Consider the following 18,359-nt stretch of genomic DNA (forward strand, 5'->3'; position numbering starts at 1 on the left):
TCCGCGGAGCGGCTGTGCATCAATGCATGTCCGGAGCGAGATGTGACGACAAAATTCGATGATCTGCTTGGACGGTTCCACGGCTATCTCGCTTCCGTGGATGACGCCCTGGTGCGCGACGCCGTGGCGCGCATAGGCTGGGCAATGCCGGCCCGTGCCCTCGAGCCGCATCCGCTCGGCTGCCTGCGTCATCTTGATCGCGCCGCCGAGCTGGCGCCGGCGGAAGCAAGGCCGCTGGTGCGGATGGTCGCGGACCGGCGCAACGATCTCCGCTGGGGGCAGACCTACAGCGAGGCGGATTTCGGAAAAGAGTTCATCGACAATTACGGCTGGCTCGAGGTGTTCGGGACGCGCGGCCATTTCGTCAACGACGAGGTCGCCGCCGGCCTGCTGATCCTTGGGCCCGATATCGTCTATCCAGACCACCACCACGTCGCCGAGGAAATTTACATTCCGCTGACCGGGGACACCGAGTGGCGGATGGGCGAGGGCGGCTTTCGCATGCGCGCGGCCGGCGAGGTGATCCACCACGCCTCGAATGTCGGCCATGCCATGCGAACGGCCGAGGAGCCTCTCCTGGCGCTCTATATCTGGCGTGGCGGGCCACTGGCGCAGAAATCGAACATCACCGGAACCGTCGCGCGGGGCAGGGACTGATGGCCAGGGCGATCATGCTGCAAGGCACCGGTTCGGATGTCGGCAAGACGGTGCTGGTCGCCGGCCTTTGCCGTGCGGCCAGGAACCGTGGGCTGAAGGTGCGGCCGTTCAAGCCGCAGAACATGTCGAACAATGCCGCCGTCGCCGATATCCCCGGCGACAACAATGCCGGTGGCGGCGAGATCGGCCGCGCGCAATGGCTGCAGGCGATCGCGTGCGGCGTAGCACCGAGCGTCCACATGAACCCGGTGCTGCTCAAGCCGCAGACCGATGTCGGCGCCCAGGTCATCGTGCAGGGCAAGGTGTTTGGCGAAGCGCGGGCGCGCGACTACCAGGCGCTGAAGGGCCGTCTGATGGATGCGGTGCTCGATTCCTGGGCGAAGGTCGGCGAGGGCGCCGACCTCGTCATTGTCGAGGGTGCCGGCTCGCCAGCCGAAATCAACCTGCGCAGCCGCGACATCGCCAATATGGGCTTTGCCACCCGTGCCGACGTGCCGGTGGTGCTGGTTGGCGATATCGATCGCGGCGGCGTCATCGCTTCGGTCGCCGGCACGCATCTGATCCTGCCGGAAGACGACCGGCGCATGATTGTCGGCTACCTCATCAACAAGTTCCGTGGCGACGTCTCGCTGTTCGATGACGGCCTGAAGGCGATCGGGAAATTCACGGGCTGGCGCTGCTTTGGCGTGGTGCCCTGGCTGAAGGCGGCGGCGCGGCTGCCCTCGGAGGATTCGGTGGTGCTGGAGCGGCTGGCATCAGGCGAGGCGCGTGCGCTGAAGGTAGCGGTGCCGATGCTTGGCCGCATCGCCAATTTCGACGATCTCGACCCGCTCAAGGCCGAACCGCAGGTGGAAGTGGTGTTCGTGCCCCCTGGAAAGCCGCTGCCGGCCGATGCCGGGCTGGTGGTCATTCCCGGCTCCAAGTCGACGATCGGCGATCTCCTGAAATTTCGAGAGAATGGCTGGGACCGGGATCTTGCCGCGCACCGCAAGCGCGGCGGCCATGTCGTCGGCATTTGCGGCGGCTTCCAGATGCTCGGCCGCACCGTGCGCGATCCCGACGGCATCGAAGGCAGCGTCACCGAGGCCGAAGGGCTCGGCCTGCTCGATATTGAAACGGTGATGGAGCCAGAGAAGACCGTGCGCAATGTCAGTGCCCGGTCGGTGCAATTCGACCTGCCGCTCGAGGGCTACGAAATCCATCTCGGCCGCACCACCGGGCCAGATACGCTGCGGCCGTCCGCCACCATAAACGGCGCCGATGACGGGGCGGTGTCGGCCGACGGCAAGGTGTTGGGCACCTATATGCATGGTCTGTTTGGCGCCGACGCGTTTCGCGGGAAATTCCTGGAAAGTCTTGGCATCAAGGGCGGTGGCATCGACTATCGCGCCGAGGTCGAGCGGGCGCTTGACGAGGTCGCTGCCGACCTGGAAACCCATCTCGACTGCGATGCGATTTTCGCCTTGGCGCGCTGAAGGCCAGTTCAGGCCTTTTCGCCCGCCTTCGGCCAGTAGGTGCCGAACGACCAGACATTGCCTTCCGGATCGCGGCAGATGAACTCACGGCTGCCATAGTCGCGGTCCGTCAGTTCCTGGATGATCGTCGCACCGGCTTTTTTCGCCTTTGCGTAGGCGGCGTCGGCATCGTCGACTGCGATATAGATCGACTTGCCGCCGCCCGAGCCGGGTTCGCCAACCATCTTGCCGTAGTCGTCGTCGCGCACCGTTCCCAGCATGATCATAGAAGAACCGAAGACCAGTTCGGCATGGTGCACGACATCGCCTTCGCCATAGCGGGCGCTGACGCTGAAGCCGAAGGCTTCGCCCAGCCAGTCGATCATTTTTGCTGCATTCTTGTAGCGCAGGGCTGGGTACAGGCGGGGCGCTTCTGTGGTGGTGGGCATGGGAAACTCCTTCATCCGAGTTGGCCGATGCCCCATCCTGGGCGAAGGCCGTTCCAGCGTCTTGAAGAAATGTTACCTGGCCGAAAGCGCCCCCGGCGTCTCGCCGGCAAGGTCGCGGAATTCGCGCACCAGATGCGCCTGGTCGGCGTAGCCGCAATCGGCGGCGATATCCGCCCAGTCGACGGTCTGCTGCCTCGCCAGGCCGAGCGCCCGGTTGAAGCGTACGATGCGTGACAGCGTCTTGGGACCGATGCCGATGGCGTTGGAGAAGCTGCCGGCGAGATGCTTGCGGCTCCAGCCCAGCCGTTCGGCAAGCGATGAGATGCGGGTCCGGCCACCAGACATGATGATGCGGTCATAGGCCCAGGCGATTTCGAGCGGCGTCTCAGTGGCATTGCTGAGGCGGGCGGCGACGAAGGTCTCGGCCATGTCGAAACGCGCCGTCCAGTCCGGCGCGTTGCCAAGCCTTTCGCGCAGTGCCATGCCTTCTGCGCCGAGCACGTCGTCGAGAACGACCATGCTGTCGGTCAGTTCGCTCATCGGTCGGCGGAAGAAGCGGCGAGCGCCAAGCGGCGTGAAATTGACCTGGATGCAGCAGGCGCAGCCGAAGGATTCGATTATCACTGGCCCGGCAAAGAGGCCGGCGGCGAAGCTGCCGAAGCGGTCATTGTCGCCCGGCGCCTTGCCAAGCCCGATGGCAAGGGGCTCGGCGAAGCTGATGACCAGCGGCACGGTCAGCGACGCATATTCGATGGTGCGGAGATGGCCGGACGCGGTTTCGCGGTAGCCGCAGATGTCGGTGACGATGCTTTCAAGTCCAGGATTGGGAAGGCGCCGCCGCATCTCGAACCGCCCGGCGACCGAGCGATCCTGGTCCTGCTGGCGTTGCATCTCGACTGGCATCGGCCATCCTTCCGCGGGAAAACCTAGCAGACCCTGGCTCAGAATCAAAAGCGCCCGGCTTTTGGCCGGGCGCTCCGTGTCCCCACTTCAAGGGAAACGTATCAGGCGCCGCGCATCAAACAACCGGCGGCAAGCACGATGTAGGCGATAAGCACGATCCACACCGATGCGAGTGGAATGAACGCAAGAACGCCAAGCGCGGCGAGAATGCCGATGATGGCGATAACAAGGGATATGATGAAAACGATCTGGGTAGGTGCGCTGAGATTCATGCGTGGCTCCTCCGACATGATTCTGAACACCGGCATTCTATCAGGACGTGTGATCACACACCAATCATGACCCGCAAGGGGTTCGCCGGGTCGGCCAGCAGCTTCACCGCCAGCGCCACGCAGACAAGCACCAGCAGCGGCTTGATCAGTTTTGCGCCGATGCGCATGGCCAGGTTGGCGCCGAGGCGAGCGCCGAGGAACTGGGCAACGCCCATCATCAGGCCGATCTTCCAGTAGATGACACCGACAGCGGCGAAGACGATGAAGCCGCCGATGTTGGAGGCGAAGTTGAGCAATTTGGTGTGCGCCGTCGCCTTGAGCACGCCGTATCCGGCAAGTGCCACGAAGGCCAGCATGTAGAAGGAGCCGGCGCCCGGTCCGAACAGGCCATCGTAGAAGCCGATTGCCGGCACCAGGGTCAGGCCGAACAGGAACGGCGACAAACGCTCGGCCCGGTCGACGTCGTTCATGTTGGGCTTGAGCGCGAAATAGAACGCAATGGCGATCAAAACCAGGGGCAGGAGGGCGCGCAGGAGATCGCCCGGCACGATCGTGGCCAGCAGCGCGCCGGCAGCGCTTCCCGCAAGTGCCAGCAGCGCCGAGGGCAATTGGCGGCGCAGGTCGACATGACCCTTCGAGGCATAGTGGATGGTCGCCGACCCGGAGCCGAACATGCCCTGCAGCTTGTTGGTTCCAAGCGCCTCGACCGGCGAGAAACCGGCAAGCAGCAGCGCCGGAATCGTGATCAGCCCGCCGCCGCCGGCGATGGAATCGACAAAGCCCGCGGCAAAGCCGGCGAACGCCAGCATGGCGACTGTCTGGATGCTGAGGTCGATCATCGAATGCGTGGAGAAATCCGGTCGGGTAGGATACCGGGCGTTCGACCACGGCCGACCTGTTTGCGCAAGGCCGATTTCGCGCTACCTCTATCCAGGCGCGCCGCGCTTGGACAGAATCACACGACGCGCTTGGTTTTTTTGATGTGCATGTCGTTATGCCAAAACCGCTGCGCAGTTTTGGGCTACATGCACTGGACGAGATCGGAAAGGGACCATGATGGCGTTCGCATTGCTGGACCAGATACGCTCGATCTTCGACGGCGACCCGGGCGTGCGCAAGGTGGCGGACGATCCTGTCCTGTCGGCGGAGCTTCTGATGCTGTTCCGCATGATCCTGGCCGACGGATCGGTCAGCGAGAGCGAGATGGTTGCCTTCCGGCGTATCTGCAAGGAAGCCTTTGGCATTCCGGAAACCAGCATCGACAGCGTCATCGAGTATCTCAACGAGTTCGGCTACGAGACCAACGGCTCGCAGGCCGTTGCGCTGTTTCGCGATCTCGACATCGAGCGGCGCACGCAACTGGCTCGCCATATGGCCGAGATCGCCAAGGCGGATCTGCAACTGGCCGAGAGCGAAGTGCGCCTGTTGCGCCGCACGCTCGACCTGCTCGACATCAGCCCGGTCGATGTGGTGAAGTCGGAAGAATAGGCTCCATCCGAGTTCGACGGCAGCCCGGCTGCTGCTCACCCCTGTTCCTGCATCCGGCGTGCAATCGCCCGATGCAGGTCCGGCGCAGCAGTGACCAGGGCCTGCGCCGCCTCGGACCGAGGATGATCGAACACCTCGTTCGTCTTGCCGCGCTCGACGATCTTGCCGTCCTGCATGACCAACACCTCGTCCGTGATGGCGCGGGCGACGGTCAGATCGTGGGTGATGAAGAGATAGGCGATGCCGAGCTTCTGGTTGAGCTCGGCGAACAGGTCGAGAATCTGCGCACGGATCGAGACGTCGAGCGCCGAGACCGGCTCGTCGGCGACGACCAGCTTGGGGCGGGTGATGATGGCGCGGGCGATCGACAGCCGCTGGCGTTGGCCGCCCGAGAACTCGTGCGGGTATTTGTCCATGTCGCGCTGGTCGAGGCCGACTTCGTGCAGCGCATGCGCCACCATCTCGCGGCGCTCGGCGCGCGTTGGTTTCTTGTCCAGTACATGCAGGGGTTCGGCGACCAGTTTTTCGACCTTCTGGCGCGGATCGAACGAGCCGTAAGGATCCTGAAAGACAACCTGCATGTCGCGCCTGGCAGGCTTCAGTTCGGCTTCGCTCTTGCCGGTGATGGTCTCGCCGCGAAACCGGATCGTGCCAGAGCTCGGCCGGTCCAGCGCCAGGATCATGCGGGCGAGCGTTGACTTGCCGCAGCCGGAGCGGCCGACCAGCGCTATCGACTGGCCCGGCGCTATCGACAGGGAGACATCGTCGACGGCGCGGACATCAGGCGCGCGCCACAACAGCGAGCTGCGGCGGCCGGGATAGTCTCGGGTCACGCTCTCGACCTGAAGCAAGGCTTGGCCCGACGCGGCGCCATGCGGCCTGGCGCGCGCCGGAACATGCATCGAGGCCTGCGCCAACTGACGCGTGTAGGGGTGGGACTGTTCGGACAGTGTGCGCGCCGTATCGCCGGCCTCCATCACCTCGCCGCGTCGCAGGATGGTGATACGATCCGCCATCTCGGTCACCACGGCGAGGTCGTGCGAGATCAACAGCAGTCCCATGCGGCTTTCCGTGACGAGATCGCGCAACAGGTCGAGGATCTGTGCCTGCAGCACGACGTCGAGCGCCGTCGTTGGCTCGTCGGCGATCAGCAGTTTTGGCTTCAATGCGCAGGCGATGGCGATGACGACGCGCTGGCGCTGGCCACCGGACAGTTCGTGCGGATAGCGCGACAGCGGGAATTTTGCCGAGGGAAGGCCGACGCGGTCGAGCATTTTTCGCGCCCGTTCCTCGGCGTCCGCGCGGCTCGCCCTGGTGTGCCAGCGTATGCCTTCGGCCACCTGTTCGCCGATGGTCTTGACCGGGTTGAGCGCCGTCATCGGCTCCTGGAACACCATGCCGATGTCGTCGCCGCGTAGCGCGCACATCTGGTCCTCCGTTGCCGCGAGGATGTCGATGCCGTCGAACGAGACGCGCCCGGTGGCTCGCGCGGCATGCGGCAGAAGCCGCATCACCGTCAGCGCGGTCATCGATTTGCCTGAGCCGGATTCGCCGACCAGCCCCATGACCTCGCCGGGCGCGACGGAAAGCTCCACGTCCTTGAGGATCGGCGTGTCGCCGATGGTCAGAGACAGGTTGTCGATTTCCAGCAGGCTCATCGCTGCCGTCGCGATTTCGGGTCGAGGATGTCGGCGATGCCGTCGCCCAGGAGGTTCAGCCCGAGCACGGTGACGACGATGGCCATGCCGGGAAAGATCGCCATCCACGGCGCCACCACCATACGGGTCTGTGCGTCGAACAGCATGCGGCCCCAGCTCGGCATTGGCGGCTGCGCGCCCAGGCCCAGATAGGAAAGCCCGGCCTCGGCCAGGATACCCAGCGCGAACTGGATGGTGCCTTGCACCAGGAGCAGCGTGGCAATGTTGGGCAACACATGTTCGACGGTGATCTGCGTGCTGCTCTTGCCGGCGGCGCGCGCGGCGAGAATGAACTCGCGCGGCCAGATCGCCAGCGCGCCCGCGCGGGCGACCCGCGCGAACACCGGAATGTTGAAGATGCCGATGGCGATGATGGCGTTGACGGCGCCCGGCCCGAAGATGGCGGTGATCATGATGGCCGACAGCAGCGCAGGGAAGGCGAAGACGAGATCGTTGAGGCGCATCAGCGCTTCGTCGACGAGCCCACCACGCGCCGCGGCAAACGCGCCGAGCGGCACGCCGACACCCATGCCGATGCCGACCGCGACCAGCGCCACGGCAATCGAGTTGCGGGCGCCGACCATGACCATCGACAGGATGTCGCGTCCGAAATGGTCGGTGCCGAACCAATGCGCCAGCGAGGGTGCCTGCGTCTTGTCCGATATGACCAGCCTGGTGACGTCGTAAGGCGTCCAGACGTAGGAGGCGATCGCCATCGCCAGGATCAACAAGGTGATGACGAAACCGGCAACGAAGGCGCTGTTCCTGAACGCCTTGGCCATGATGCCGCTGAACGTCTCCTCGGGGATGTCGATGTGCAGCGTCATTGGCGGCTTCTCAGGCGCGGATCGACAACCGCGTAGGAAAGGTCGACGACGAGGTTGACGGCAATGACGGCGGCGACCAAGAGCATGACGACGCTCTCGACGACGATCAGGTCGCGCTGGGTGATCGCCTGGAACACCAGCCGGCCGAGGCCGGGCAGGTAAAAGACATTCTCGATGATGATGGTGCCGGCAAGCAGGAAGGCGAACTGCAGGCCGAGGATGGTCAGCACCGGGATCATGGCGTTGCGCAGCGCGTGCCGCCACAAGACGGCGCGATAGGGCAGGCCCTTGGCGCGGGCGGTGCGGATATAGTCCTCGTTCAGCACCTCGATCAACGCCGAGCGGGTGACGCGCGCCAGGATCGCCGCCTGCGGCAAGGCAAGCGCCACCGCCGGCAGCAGCAGCGATTTCAGCGCCGGCCAGACGCCGGCGCCCCAGCCGGGAAAGCCACCGGCCGGCACCAGCCGCAGCCAGACGGCGAAGACATAGATCAGCATCAGCGCGAACCAGAAATTGGGCACGGCGACGCCAAGCTGCGCGGCGCCCATCGCCACGGTGTCACCGGCCCGGCCGCGCCGGCTGGCGGAAAACAGGCCGACGGGAATCGCGATGATGGTGGACAGCGCGAGCGCGATCAGCGCCAGCGGCAGCGAGACGGCAAGCCGTTCGCGCACGAGATCGATGACCGGCACCGAATAGGTGTAGGAGCGGCCGAAATCGAGGCTGAGCAAACCACCGGCCCAGCGCAGATAGCGCAAGGCAAGTGGCGCGTTGAGACCCATCTGGTTGCGCAGCAGTTCGACCTGGTCGGCGCTGGCGTTCATGCCCAGCATCAGGCGGGCCGGGTCGCCGGGGAGAACCTCCAGCACGGCGAACACCACCATCGAAGCCAGCACCAGCGTGGCGAGGGCGATGGCCAGGCGCTTGAGCAGATAGGCGGTCATGGAAGCTCGACGCCAGCGTCGTCATCCTGGGGCGAAGCAGGAGCGAAGCGACGTCGCGAAGACCCCAGGATCCATGCCGTGACGGAGTTCGAAGAGCGCGACGGTCCAAAGCTCGCGTCGCCTCTTTCTATCTTCACTGCTGCGTCTCCCAGATTCTGCACCGTAGGGGCGTTCGCAAGTCACGGAATGGATCCCAGGGTCCGCGCTGTTCGCTGCGCTCACAGCTTCGCCCTAGGATGACGAAATCCAGAGTTCAATCCGACCACTTCACCTTGGTCAGGTCATTGGCCTGGATCGGCGCGTTTTCCCACAAGCCCTGCAGCTTGGCGTCCCAGACACCAACCTTGGGCAGTTCGAAGAGGAAGCCGACCACGGCATCGTCGGCCAGGATCTTTTGCGCCTGCCCCAGAAGCTCCTTGCGCTTGGCTTCGTCGGAGGTGAGGTTCAGGTCGGCTATGATCTTGTCGAAAGCCGGATTGTCATAGTTGAAATAGTAGTCCTTGCGCGAATAGATATCGATGTCATTGGGCTCGGTGTGCGAGACGATGGTCAGGTCGTAGTCTTTCTTGGTGAACACCTGGTCCAGCCACTGCGCCCATTCGACCGGAATGATTTCGAGGTCGATGCCCACGTCGCGAAGCTCCGAGGCGATGATCTCGCCGCCGAGCCGCGCATAGGCGGGCGGCGGCAGTTTCAACGTCGCCTTGAAGCCATTTTCCAGCCCGGCTTCCTTCAACAGTTCCTTGGCCTTGGCGACGTCATGCGGGTAGCGGCCGGTGAGGTCGACATAGTCCTTGTTGGCCGGCGACATGTGCGAACCGATCGGCTGGCCGAGGCCCGCCGAGGCGCCGTCGATGATCGCCTTGCGGTCGAGGGCGTAGGAGATCGCTTGCCTGACCTGCAGCTTGTCGAAGGGCGGCTTCCTGTTGTTGATCGACAGGATGGTTTCACCTTCGGTCGAACCAATCACCACCTTGAAACGCGGGTCGTCCTTGACCTGGGCGACGCTGTCGGCATCGAAGAACGGAAAAGCCTGGATGTCGCCGGAGAGCAGCGCCGGCACGTAGGCGGCGGCATCCGGCACGATGCGGAACTCGGCCTTGTCGAGGGACGCCGGCGTGCCCCAGTAATTGTCCGATTTGACCAGGGTGATCGACGATCCCTTGGCCCAGCTCTGGAATTTGAACGGACCGGTGCCGATCGGTTTTTCTTTGTTGGTGTCGGCTGTCTCCGGCGCCACGATCACCGCGTCGCCCCAGCCCATATTGTAGAGGAAGGACCCTTGCGGGTTCTTCAGCGTGACCTTGACCGTCGCCGGATCGATCACATCGACCTTGTCGATGGCGGCGAACAGGCCCTTTTGCGCATTGACCGAATTGTCGGCGCGGGCCCGGTCGAGCGAGAATTTCACGTCGTTGGCGTCGAAGTCGGTGCCGTCATGGAATTTCACCCCGGTGTGCAGCTTGAAGGTGTAGGTCTTGCCGTCGTCGGAGATGGTCCAGCTTTCGGCCAGATCCGGCAGCACCTCGCCCTTTGGCCCGATGCGGGTCAGGCCCTCGAACACATTGGCGTAGAGCACTTCATCGATCGCCGCTGCGGCGCCGGCGGTTGGATCGAGGTGCGGCGGTTCAAGCGGAATGCCGATGACCAGGTCGGTTCGCGCGGCAAATGCAGAGGTGCCAGTGGCCAGTGCCAGGACGGTCGCGGCCAGAATGGTTTTCCACAATTTCATCGTGCAACTCCCCATTTGTTAAACACGTGCTCAAACCCGGGCGATAGAAGCGTGATTTTGCGGTGGAGTAAATTGCGTTTCGTACTGTCCGGCGGCGTGGCTGGAAATGTTTTTGTCCTGACAGCCCGATTGCCAGGTCGAAGTCTTTCGCCATGCAGGGATCATCCCGCGACCGTGCCCCGCAGCAGTACGTTGAGGCCGATCGCCATCACCTTGGCCGATTCCACCATGTCCGATATCCCGACCCATTCGTCCGGTCGGTGGGCGAGGTCGAGAATGCCCGGACCATAGGCGATGCAATCATAGATGTGACCGATGCGGGCTATGTGCTTCTGGTCGTAAGTGCCTGGCGAAATGACATAGTCGGGTTCGCGGTCGAAGATCGCCATGATGCCTTGCGCCACCGCCTTGACCACCGGCGCGTCGCGCTCGGTCATCAGCGGCAGCACTTCCATCAGGTCACGGATCTCATAGTCGAACTTCTTGCGCTCGCGTTTCAGCCGGTCGAGAATGCCTGTCACTTCGCCTTTGACCGTGTCGAGATCCTCCTCGAGCAGGAAGCGGCGATCGATTGTCAGCCGGCAGGAATCGGGCACGTTGGGCGAGGGCAGGCCGGGCCGGAAATCCTCGGTCTGTCCGCCATGGATGGAGTTGATGTTCATGGTCGAGCGCTTGGCGCCTTCCGGCACCACCGGCATGCGCGTCATCTTGCGATCGAGGGCCGGAAACAGCTCGTCCTCGAAAGCCTGCAGCACGGCGCCCATGTGGCGTACCGCATTGTCGCCCAGAAACGGCATCGAGCCGTGCGCGATCTCGCCCTTGGTCTCGATCTCCGCCCACCAGACGCCGCGATGGCCAAGGCAGATACGGTCCTTGTTCAAGGGCTCGGGGATGATGACGTGGTCGACCCTGGGTTTCGAGAAATAGCCGAGGCTGGCCAGATGGGCGACGCCACCGAAGCCGCCGGACTCCTCGTCGACGGTGCCGGATATCTCGATCGCACCGGGAAAGTCGGGAAAGACCTCCATGAAGGCTTCGGCGGCGATGATCGAAGCGGCCAGGCCGCCCTTCATGTCGCAGGCGCCTCGCCCGTAGACCTTGCCGTCCCTGACGACACCAGCGAACGGATCTACGGTCCAGCCGTCGCCAGCTTCGACTACGTCGATATGCGAGTTGAAGTGGACGCAGGCGCCGGGCGACCTTCCGTCGAAACGGGCGACGACGTTGACGCGCGGGTAGCGATCGGTGTCACCGGGGGTGCCCTCGGCGCGGATGAATTCGGTTTCGAAGCCGCGTTTCCTCAGCCGCGCGCCGATGTACTCGGCACAGGGCCGGTAGGCCTCGCCGGGCGGGTTGATGGTCGGAAAACGGATCAGGTCGGCGGTCAGCGCGACAACATCGTCGCGCCGGTCATCGATTGCCTGGAGGAGTCGTTCGTTCATCGGCAGAGTTGAGCAGCGAACGGCGTGGCATTGCAAGCCTGTTTGCGCCACCGCCAGCGTGGCGGGTTTGGAGCCGCTGGCGCCCTGGCAGCTTCAGCGGCCGGCAACGTCAGTCCACATCAAAGTGCGACGTGTCGTTGTGGCAACTATCGCGGGAAATCATTCAAATTCGCTGCTTTGGATTGGCGAATTGGTCAAGGACTGTGTGGTATCTCATTCACCTGCCATTAAAAAGATGAAAAACAACGTGATGGCAGGCAGGCAAGGGGCAATCAAAGGGGTTTGATCGCATGAAAAAGACAGTTCTCATGGCAGCAGTGTTTGTCGCGATGCTGTTCGGTGCTTCGGGGCAGGGCTGGGCAGCCAGTCTCGTTGCAAACATAGACGTGTCGTCGCAGACGATGACGGTAAGATATGGCCTGTCGGTTTACCGGTGGAGCGTGTCCACCGCGCGTCCAGGCTATTTCACACCGCGCGGCACCTATCGGCCGCAGCGCACGGCTCGGATTTGGTATTCGCGCAAATATCATATGTCGCCAATGCCCTATTCGGTTTTCTTCCATGGCGGCTATGCCATCCATGGAACCGGCGCAGTCAGGCAGCTCGGCCGGCCGGCATCGCATGGTTGCGTGCGGCTGCACACCGCCAACGCCGCGACCTTCTATTCGATGGTGCGGGAAGTGGGTTTCGGCAACACGCGGATTGTGGTGACGAACTAGGTCTGTCGCGCATCGTCCAGGCCGCGGCTCAGTCGTGACTTATGCTAGATCGGTTCGGTGTCGATAGGGCCACTGAACCGCTTTGGCTGTTGGTTTTTATGCGCTTGCATTTTCAGGCCAGTCAATCGGTGCGCCGGGAAACTTGCCGTTTGCCGGAATAGACAGATGCTTTCCCAGCCTGAAATCGACGATCGTGTTTCAAGTCGACCCGCCGGAGTGGTCATTCTCGGTGGCGCGCATGGGACGCTGGCGTTGGCCAGGAGCCTTGGCGCACAGAAAGTGCCTGTCTGGTTGGTGAGCGCCGATACACCTTTGCCGCGTTTCTCGCGTTATGCTCATCGACAGATGACGTGGCCCGGCCCCGATGATGGCGGCGCGGTTGCTTTCCTGCTCGATCTGGCCGCGACCCAGGGACTGGACGGCTTTCTCCTGATCCCTGGCGGTGATCCTGAAGTGCGGCTGGTGTCGCAATCCATCGACCAACTGTCTGATGTCTTCGACGTGATGCTGCCGCCATGGGAGCAACTGAAATGGGTTTGTGAAAAACCGCTTCTGTATCGCCGGGCCCAGGAACTGGCAGTCGCCATTCCGTTGACGCACGAGTTCGCTTCGCTTCAGCAGGCAACGGCCGCCGAGCTTCGCTTTCCTGTCGTCCTGAAGCCGAATATGGGCGGGAGCAGCCGTTTTGCGCGCGCGAAAGCCATTCTCGCCAACGACCAGGCGTCGTTTTTGACAGCCTACGGACGGGCTGCCGAAGAGATCGGCATTGAGAATGTTGTCGTTCAGGAAATGATACCGGGGGGAGGAGAAAGTCAGTTCTCCTATGCGGCGCTGTGGAGCCGGGGAGCGCCGGTGGCGGAATTTACCGCCCGCCGGACACGGCAATATCCGGTCGACTTCGGCTATACCAGCACGTTCGTGGAGGTCGTCGACGAACCGCAACTGATCGACGCCGCGCGCCGGCTGCTTGGGTCGATCGCGCATCACGGATTGGTGGAGGTCGAATTCAAACGCGACCCCCGCGATGGCTCGATGAAGGTGCTCGACGTCAATCCGCGGCCCTGGACATGGTTCGGGCTCGCCACCGCCGCCGGCGTCGATCTCGGCGCCATGCTTTGGGCGATCAAGTCGGGCCACAAGATCGAGGCAGCCTCGGCGCGGCCAAATACGTCCTGGATGTATCTGGTTCGGGACATGGTCGCGGCCGGCAAGTTGATCTCACGTGGTCGGCTGACAAGGCGAGCTTATTTGCGCTCATTCGCCTCGGTGCGAGCATGGGCGACATTCGCGGCAAGCGATCCCATGCCCGGCCTTATCGACATACCACTGACTGTCTGGAGAGTGCTGACGAGGCGGATACTTCGTAAGCTGTGAAAACAATTAACTGATAGGGCCAGTTAATCTGCCGGCCCCTGCGGCAGGACCCGTTCTATTTCCGCATTCTTAACCTGGGAATGTTTAGGACGGTGACGCGCCGGAGTGAACTCCCGGTTGAGATCAGGCCACCAGAAAACAGATCCGCGAGACAAACTGACATGACCGCTTCCATGCCCAGGACTGATTGCGAGGTGGCTGTGATCGGCGCTGGACCCTTCGGGCTGTCCGTTGCCGCCGCCCTCAAGGCTGCGCGCGTCGAAACGCTTGCGCTTGGCGGCGCAATGTCCTTCTGGCGCGACCATATGCCAAGGGGCATGAGGCTGCGCTCGCCCTGGCACGCGACCTATATCGGCCACACGAACGGTCCGCTCTCGCTCGACTCCTATGCAGGAATCCTTGGCATCTCGCCGCGCGAACCGCTTTTGCTCGAGAACTTCGTCGACTATGGACTGTGGATACAGGCCCAGACAATTCCGGATCTGGATACGCGGATGGTAAGTCGCGTCGAGGCGGCGAACGGAGGATTTCGTCTCGCCCTGGCCGATGGAGATGCCGTCCACGCGCGTCGCGTCGTCATCGCCACCGGTCTGATGAACCAGCAGATGATACCCGCCGTCTTCAATGGATTGCCCGGCGAACTGGTCAGCCATGCCAGCGAGCATGCCGGCTACGAGGCTTTTCGCGGCAAGCGCGTCGCTGTCGTCGGTCGCGGGCAAAGTGCGTGCGAATCCGCTGTGTTGCTCAAGCGAAGCGGGGCGGATGTCGAACTTGTCTGCCATGGCGACATCCATTGGCTGGGCTATCGAGCGCTGTCGGGAAAGCAAGGATGGAGTTTGCGCGATTTCGCTTCGGAGCGTCTTGCGTCTCCCTCCAGGGTTGGCCCGTTCCCGCTGTCCTGGCTGGTCGAAGTTCCAGGCTTTGTGCACCGCTTTCCGGAGGCAGCCCGGGCCGGGCTCAACAAGCGCAGTCTTGGTGCCGGCGCGTCAGGCTGGCTGAAGCCGGACTTCGACGGAATAAAGGTCAATGCCGGCAGCAGGATTGTCGGCGCCGCCGCCAAGGGGCACGCCATTGAACTGCGGTTCGAGAAGGATGCCGCCACCTTCGATCACGTCCTGCTCGGCACCGGCTACCAGATCGATATTGCCAGGCTCGGTTTGTTCGCGCCCGCTATGCTTGCCACGATTGCGCGCCGGGAAGGGGCTCCCGTGCTCTCGGCAGGGTTCGAGTCGAGCGTTCCGGGCCTGCATTTCGTCGGCGCGAGCGCGGTCGGTAGTTTCGGCCCGCTGATGCGTTTCACCGCCGGTACGCCATACGCGGCCCGGAACGTCACGCGTTTCGTCCGGAAGGCCGGAAGCAGGGGTTATGCCGCGAGCCGAAATCGAAAGACCGCATAGTCGACGGTTCGGATAGCATCGAGGAAGTGAGGCATCGGCGGCACGGGAAGTTCCGCGAAAATGCCGGCCTCGCGGATCGCGGGCCTCGCCCAATCGATGGCGCGGTGGCTTGAGCTTCCGTAGACGATAAAACAGTCCCGCGGCCGCCGTTCGAGCGACGACACGAGATTGTTCAGCACGATGTCGAAAACATCCTTTGAAAAAGGATTGTAGAAATAGACCACCAGGGGTGCCTCGGGAAATTCGTAAGCTGCCGCATCCGCCTGGACGACACTGAGCGCCCGGCATTTCTGCGACGGATCCGTGAAGCGCTCGATGTTGCTTCTGGCGATTTCCACGAGTTCGCGGGCGAACTCGACGCCGATGATGCTCGCGAATGGATATCGCGACGCCAGCAGCAGTGTTCGCGACTTTCCAGAGCCGATGTCGATGAATGTGTGATCCTGGAGATCGCGGGGCAGCGACCGCATGATGAAGTCAAAGGTTCTGGGCGAGGTGCAGACGGCTTCATTGCCCTTGCCGCGATGCGGCCCGACGACATCCAGTGCGCCGAGCTGGATCGAGCCGGCGGTGTCGACGCCGTGCTGGCGATCCCATTTTCGCGCGAGAAGGTCGGCGAGGATATAACGGAGATTTCGCAAGACAAAGCCAACGCTTGCGCCAGCGCCATGCCGGCGGACGAGCCTGATCGGCTCCAGCAAGCCCCGCTGACGGATATAGGACCATGCCCTGCCGAAACGGCCATACGAACGATCTTCGAGGCCATCCCGATCCAGGCGACGCGTCTCGAGATTTGCCATGCAACGGGCTCCATCCCAGCCGATGAACATCGTTCAGGATACTTGCACCGTGGTCCTTTAAGATTCCCTGACCAGTGAAGCTACGAATGTCAGTACCGGATCATCGGGGTGGTGCATGGCTGGCATACCCTGATGATCGATCTCAGGCATCCGCGACCGGCGCTTTTGCCTGCGGGGGACGCTTTCCGCGCCTGCCGCTGATCTCCCACCTCTTGTGGAACCACATCCACTGACCTGGGTCTTCGCGCACCCAGCGTTCGACCACGTCGTTGAGAAGCTGGGTGGTGGCGTGGACGTCGACGCTGCCGTCGGCGGTGCGCGGCAATGCCAGTTTGTCCTCGATCTCCAGCCGGAAGCGGTTGCCTGGCAGCCTGACGCAGCGTGCCGGATAGACGTCGCAGTCGTAGTGACGGGCGAGGGTGCCCAGCACCCGGTTGGTCTGGCAGGGACGGCCGAAGAATGTCGTGTCCAGGCCATTGGAGAATTTTTGGTCGACAAGGACGCCGATATTGCCGCCGTTTTCCAGCACCCCCGCCAACGCAAACGAAGCGCCGGCCATCGACGGCAGCAGCGCTCCCATGGTCGAGCGGCGCGTCGACAGGATATAGTCGGCAAGGTAAGGGTTGTTGGGCGGGCGAAACAGTGCCGTGATGTTCATGCCGAAGGTCGCCGCCGCCACCGGCAGCAGTTCGAAATTGCCGAGATGGCCGGTGAAGACGATATGCGGCTGCTTTTCGGCCGCGATCTCGGTGAAGTGCTCTACTCCCTTGACCTCGACGCGGCCGGGCTTGGTGGCGGCCGGGTCATAGTCGAACAGGGCATCGAGGAAGATATACTCGGCGGCGAGCCGGGCCATGTTGCCCCACATGTCGGAGGCGATGGCCTGGATCTCGTCTTCGCTCTTTTCCGGATAAGCCTTGCGCAGATTGTCGACGGCGACCTGATGACGCCCCACCTTGGGGCCGATAAGGCGCGCCACGCGATCGGCGAAATTCAGCGCACTGTCGGCCGGCAGCAGGCGCAGTATCGAGATGATCAGCATCGCCGCGCGTGCAACCAGCCAGTAATTCAACTGGCGCAACTGCCTGCCGTAACGATATCTCAAGTCCCGGCGAAGCTTCTTGAGCAAAGAGGTCAAGGCTTTAGCCGACGCGCAGGATGATCTTGCCGAACACGTCCCGGCCTTCCATGCGCTTCAGCGCGGCGTCGATGTCGTCGAAGCCGACTTCGGTGTCGATGACCGGTGCGACCTGTCCCGCCGCCATTTTCTGCATGGCGTTGGCCATGTTCTCCATGCGGCAGCCGAAGGATCCGAGCAGCTTCAATTGCTGCTGGAAGAGCTGCATCAGGTTGATCTGCGTCGACACGCCCGAGGTTGAGCCGCAGGTAACCAAGCGGCCACCGCGCTTCAGGCACAGCATCGAGGCGGCAAAGGTGTCGGCGCCGACATGTTCGAAGACGACATCGACACCCTTCTTCTTGGTCAGCTTGCGCACGACGCCTTCGAAACGGTCTTCCCGATAGTTGATCACATGGTCGGCGCCGAGCGCCTTGGCCTTGTCGATCTTGTCGTTCGAGCCGACAGTGGTGATGATGGTGCAGCCCATCCGCTTCGCCAGCTGGATGGCCGCCGAGCCGATGCCGGATCCGCCGGCATGGACAAGGATCGTCTCGCCGGGCTGAAGCCTTGCATTGTCAAACAGCATGTGCTCGACCGTGCCGAAGGTGACGGGCGCCACCGCGGCGCCGATATCGGTCACGCCGGGCGGCGCGGGGACGAGCAGGCGCGCCGGCAGGTTGATCTTTTCCTGCGCGAAGCCGTCGAGATGGAAGCCGTGAACGCCCGAAACATGTTCGCACAGATTGTCGCGGCCTTCGCGACAGGCCCGGCAAAGGCCACAGGTGCGGGCGCCATAGATCGACACCAATTGCCCGGGCAGGAGGCCGGAAACGCCAGGACCGACCGCCTCGACCTCACCGGAGGCCTCGGCGCCGATGACCAGCGGCAGCTTGCGCTTGGCGAAAGCCATGCCGCGCCAGCCCCAGACATCGATGTGGTTCAGCGCCACCGCCTTGATGCGCAGCGTGACTTCGCCGAGTGCGGGCGGTGGCGGGGGCGGCAGGTCCACCGTTTCAAGGCGGCGGTCCTCGATGAGTTGCAGTGCGCGCATGGAGCCCGTCGGTTCTGTTGAGCGGAAAGCGCT

Annotated in this window: 18 protein-coding genes; 6 read left to right on the plus strand and 12 right to left on the minus strand. The window is 63.2% G+C overall.

From position 1 onward, the window contains the following. The first annotated feature begins 42 nt into the window (after nt 1-42). Nucleotides 43-657, plus strand: a complete 615-nt coding sequence (locus AC56QP_RS31940) for a dimethylsulfonioproprionate lyase family protein (RefSeq protein ID WP_489861901.1) — start codon at nt 43-45, stop codon at nt 655-657. Next, nucleotides 657-2,132 (plus strand): cobyric acid synthase, encoded by a 1,476-nt coding sequence (locus tag AC56QP_RS31945; protein ID WP_489861900.1) that lies wholly within the window; start codon nt 657-659, stop codon nt 2,130-2,132. Before AC56QP_RS31940 ends, AC56QP_RS31945 begins: the two co-directional genes overlap by 1 nt. Nucleotides 2,133-2,140: 8 nt before the next feature. Here AC56QP_RS31945 and AC56QP_RS31950 read toward each other — a convergent pair whose 3' ends face one another. From AC56QP_RS31950 to AC56QP_RS31965, 4 genes are all read right to left on the minus strand, one after another. Then, nucleotides 2,141-2,560, minus strand: coding sequence for a VOC family protein (locus AC56QP_RS31950; RefSeq protein WP_489861899.1), 420 nt, complete (start codon nt 2,558-2,560; stop codon nt 2,141-2,143). 72 nt (nt 2,561-2,632) lie between these two features. Continuing rightward, nucleotides 2,633-3,463, minus strand: a complete 831-nt coding sequence (locus AC56QP_RS31955; protein ID WP_489861898.1) for a helix-turn-helix domain-containing protein — start codon at nt 3,461-3,463, stop codon at nt 2,633-2,635. A 101-nt stretch (nt 3,464-3,564) separates the two neighbouring features. Continuing rightward, nucleotides 3,565-3,735 carry a hypothetical protein gene (locus AC56QP_RS31960; RefSeq protein WP_080511798.1) on the minus strand — a complete coding sequence of 57 codons (171 nt, stop codon included), beginning with the start codon at nt 3,733-3,735 and terminating at the stop codon, nt 3,565-3,567. Nucleotides 3,736-3,788: 53 nt separating this feature from the next. Then, nucleotides 3,789-4,574 (minus strand): TSUP family transporter, encoded by a 786-nt coding sequence (locus AC56QP_RS31965; RefSeq protein ID WP_489861897.1) that lies wholly within the window; start codon nt 4,572-4,574, stop codon nt 3,789-3,791. 217 nt (nt 4,575-4,791) lie between these two features. Here AC56QP_RS31965 and AC56QP_RS31970 point away from each other — a divergent pair, with 217 nt between their 5' ends. Continuing rightward, nucleotides 4,792-5,223 carry a TerB family tellurite resistance protein gene (locus AC56QP_RS31970; RefSeq protein WP_489863465.1) on the plus strand — a complete coding sequence of 144 codons (432 nt, stop codon included), beginning with the start codon at nt 4,792-4,794 and terminating at the stop codon, nt 5,221-5,223. Nucleotides 5,224-5,258: 35 nt separating this feature from the next. On the opposite strand, the gene AC56QP_RS31975 is transcribed toward AC56QP_RS31970, so the two are convergent. From AC56QP_RS31975 to AC56QP_RS31995, 5 genes are all read right to left on the minus strand, one after another. After that, the gene (locus tag AC56QP_RS31975) at nt 5,259-6,881 is read right to left on the minus strand and encodes an ABC transporter ATP-binding protein (protein WP_489861896.1); all 1,623 of its coding nucleotides are present in this window, start codon (nt 6,879-6,881) and stop codon (nt 5,259-5,261) included. Further along, the gene (locus AC56QP_RS31980) at nt 6,878-7,747 is read right to left on the minus strand and encodes an ABC transporter permease (RefSeq protein ID WP_489861895.1); all 870 of its coding nucleotides are present in this window, start codon (nt 7,745-7,747) and stop codon (nt 6,878-6,880) included. Before AC56QP_RS31980 ends, AC56QP_RS31975 begins: the two co-directional genes overlap by 4 nt. After that, entirely contained in the window at nt 7,744-8,691 is a 948-nt protein-coding gene (locus AC56QP_RS31985; RefSeq protein ID WP_489861894.1) for an ABC transporter permease, read from the minus strand. The genes AC56QP_RS31980 and AC56QP_RS31985 overlap by 4 nt, the downstream gene beginning before the upstream one ends. A gap of 253 nt (nt 8,692-8,944) precedes the next feature. Continuing rightward, nucleotides 8,945-10,423: an ABC transporter substrate-binding protein gene (locus tag AC56QP_RS31990; protein ID WP_489861893.1), complete on the minus strand. Its 1,479-nt coding sequence runs from the start codon at nt 10,421-10,423 to the stop codon at nt 8,945-8,947. Nucleotides 10,424-10,584: 161 nt separating this feature from the next. Next, nucleotides 10,585-11,865, minus strand: coding sequence for an acetylornithine deacetylase/succinyl-diaminopimelate desuccinylase family protein (locus tag AC56QP_RS31995; RefSeq protein WP_489861892.1), 1,281 nt, complete (start codon nt 11,863-11,865; stop codon nt 10,585-10,587). Between the two features lie 290 nt (nt 11,866-12,155). On the opposite strand from AC56QP_RS31995, the gene AC56QP_RS32000 reads away from it, so the two are divergent. From AC56QP_RS32000 to AC56QP_RS32010, 3 genes are all read left to right on the plus strand, one after another. Further along, on the plus strand, nt 12,156-12,584 hold the full coding sequence (locus AC56QP_RS32000; protein WP_091575413.1) for a L,D-transpeptidase: 429 nt from the start codon (nt 12,156-12,158) through the stop codon (nt 12,582-12,584). Nucleotides 12,585-12,749: 165 nt separating this feature from the next. Then, complete coding sequence (locus AC56QP_RS32005) at nt 12,750-13,958, plus strand: carboxylate--amine ligase (RefSeq protein WP_489861891.1); 1,209 nt, start codon at nt 12,750-12,752, stop codon at nt 13,956-13,958. Between the two features lie 161 nt (nt 13,959-14,119). Beyond that, nucleotides 14,120-15,355, plus strand: a complete 1,236-nt coding sequence (locus tag AC56QP_RS32010) for an NAD(P)-binding domain-containing protein (protein ID WP_489861890.1) — start codon at nt 14,120-14,122, stop codon at nt 15,353-15,355. On the opposite strand, the gene AC56QP_RS32015 is transcribed toward AC56QP_RS32010, so the two are convergent. The 3 genes from AC56QP_RS32015 to AC56QP_RS32025 form a co-directional block, all read right to left on the minus strand. Continuing rightward, nucleotides 15,322-16,155, minus strand: a complete 834-nt coding sequence (locus AC56QP_RS32015; RefSeq protein WP_489861889.1) for a class I SAM-dependent methyltransferase — start codon at nt 16,153-16,155, stop codon at nt 15,322-15,324. The genes AC56QP_RS32010 and AC56QP_RS32015 overlap by 34 nt on opposite strands. A gap of 142 nt (nt 16,156-16,297) precedes the next feature. Beyond that, nucleotides 16,298-17,284, minus strand: coding sequence for a lipid A biosynthesis lauroyl acyltransferase (locus tag AC56QP_RS32020; protein ID WP_489863464.1), 987 nt, complete (start codon nt 17,282-17,284; stop codon nt 16,298-16,300). Nucleotides 17,285-17,297: 13 nt separating this feature from the next. Further along, entirely contained in the window at nt 17,298-18,326 is a 1,029-nt protein-coding gene (locus AC56QP_RS32025; protein WP_489861888.1) for a zinc-binding dehydrogenase, read from the minus strand. Between the last annotated feature and the right edge of the window lie 33 nt (nt 18,327-18,359).

It is taken from the genome of Mesorhizobium sp. RCAM 05104 (assembly GCF_059683645.1).

Coding starts and splice junctions, on each gene's coding strand:
- AC56QP_RS31950 (WP_489861899.1), bottom strand. CDS start 2,560: ATGCCCACCACCACAGAAGCGCCCCGCCTGTACCCAGCCCTGCGCTAC.
- AC56QP_RS32010 (WP_489861890.1), top strand. CDS start 14,120: ATGACCGCTTCCATGCCCAGGACTGATTGCGAGGTGGCTGTGATCGGC.
- AC56QP_RS31975 (WP_489861896.1), bottom strand. CDS start 6,881: ATGAGCCTGCTGGAAATCGACAACCTGTCTCTGACCATCGGCGACACG.
- AC56QP_RS31980 (WP_489861895.1), bottom strand. CDS start 7,747: ATGACGCTGCACATCGACATCCCCGAGGAGACGTTCAGCGGCATCATG.
- AC56QP_RS31960 (WP_080511798.1), bottom strand. CDS start 3,735: ATGAATCTCAGCGCACCTACCCAGATCGTTTTCATCATATCCCTTGTT.
- AC56QP_RS31995 (WP_489861892.1), bottom strand. CDS start 11,865: ATGAACGAACGACTCCTCCAGGCAATCGATGACCGGCGCGACGATGTT.
- AC56QP_RS31955 (WP_489861898.1), bottom strand. CDS start 3,463: ATGCCAGTCGAGATGCAACGCCAGCAGGACCAGGATCGCTCGGTCGCC.
- AC56QP_RS32000 (WP_091575413.1), top strand. CDS start 12,156: ATGAAAAAGACAGTTCTCATGGCAGCAGTGTTTGTCGCGATGCTGTTC.
- AC56QP_RS31970 (WP_489863465.1), top strand. CDS start 4,792: ATGGCGTTCGCATTGCTGGACCAGATACGCTCGATCTTCGACGGCGAC.
- AC56QP_RS31965 (WP_489861897.1), bottom strand. CDS start 4,574: ATGATCGACCTCAGCATCCAGACAGTCGCCATGCTGGCGTTCGCCGGC.
- AC56QP_RS31990 (WP_489861893.1), bottom strand. CDS start 10,423: ATGAAATTGTGGAAAACCATTCTGGCCGCGACCGTCCTGGCACTGGCC.
- AC56QP_RS32025 (WP_489861888.1), bottom strand. CDS start 18,326: ATGCGCGCACTGCAACTCATCGAGGACCGCCGCCTTGAAACGGTGGAC.
- AC56QP_RS31945 (WP_489861900.1), top strand. CDS start 657: ATGGCCAGGGCGATCATGCTGCAAGGCACCGGTTCGGATGTCGGCAAG.
- AC56QP_RS31985 (WP_489861894.1), bottom strand. CDS start 8,691: ATGACCGCCTATCTGCTCAAGCGCCTGGCCATCGCCCTCGCCACGCTG.
- AC56QP_RS32015 (WP_489861889.1), bottom strand. CDS start 16,155: ATGGCAAATCTCGAGACGCGTCGCCTGGATCGGGATGGCCTCGAAGAT.
- AC56QP_RS32005 (WP_489861891.1), top strand. CDS start 12,750: ATGCTTTCCCAGCCTGAAATCGACGATCGTGTTTCAAGTCGACCCGCC.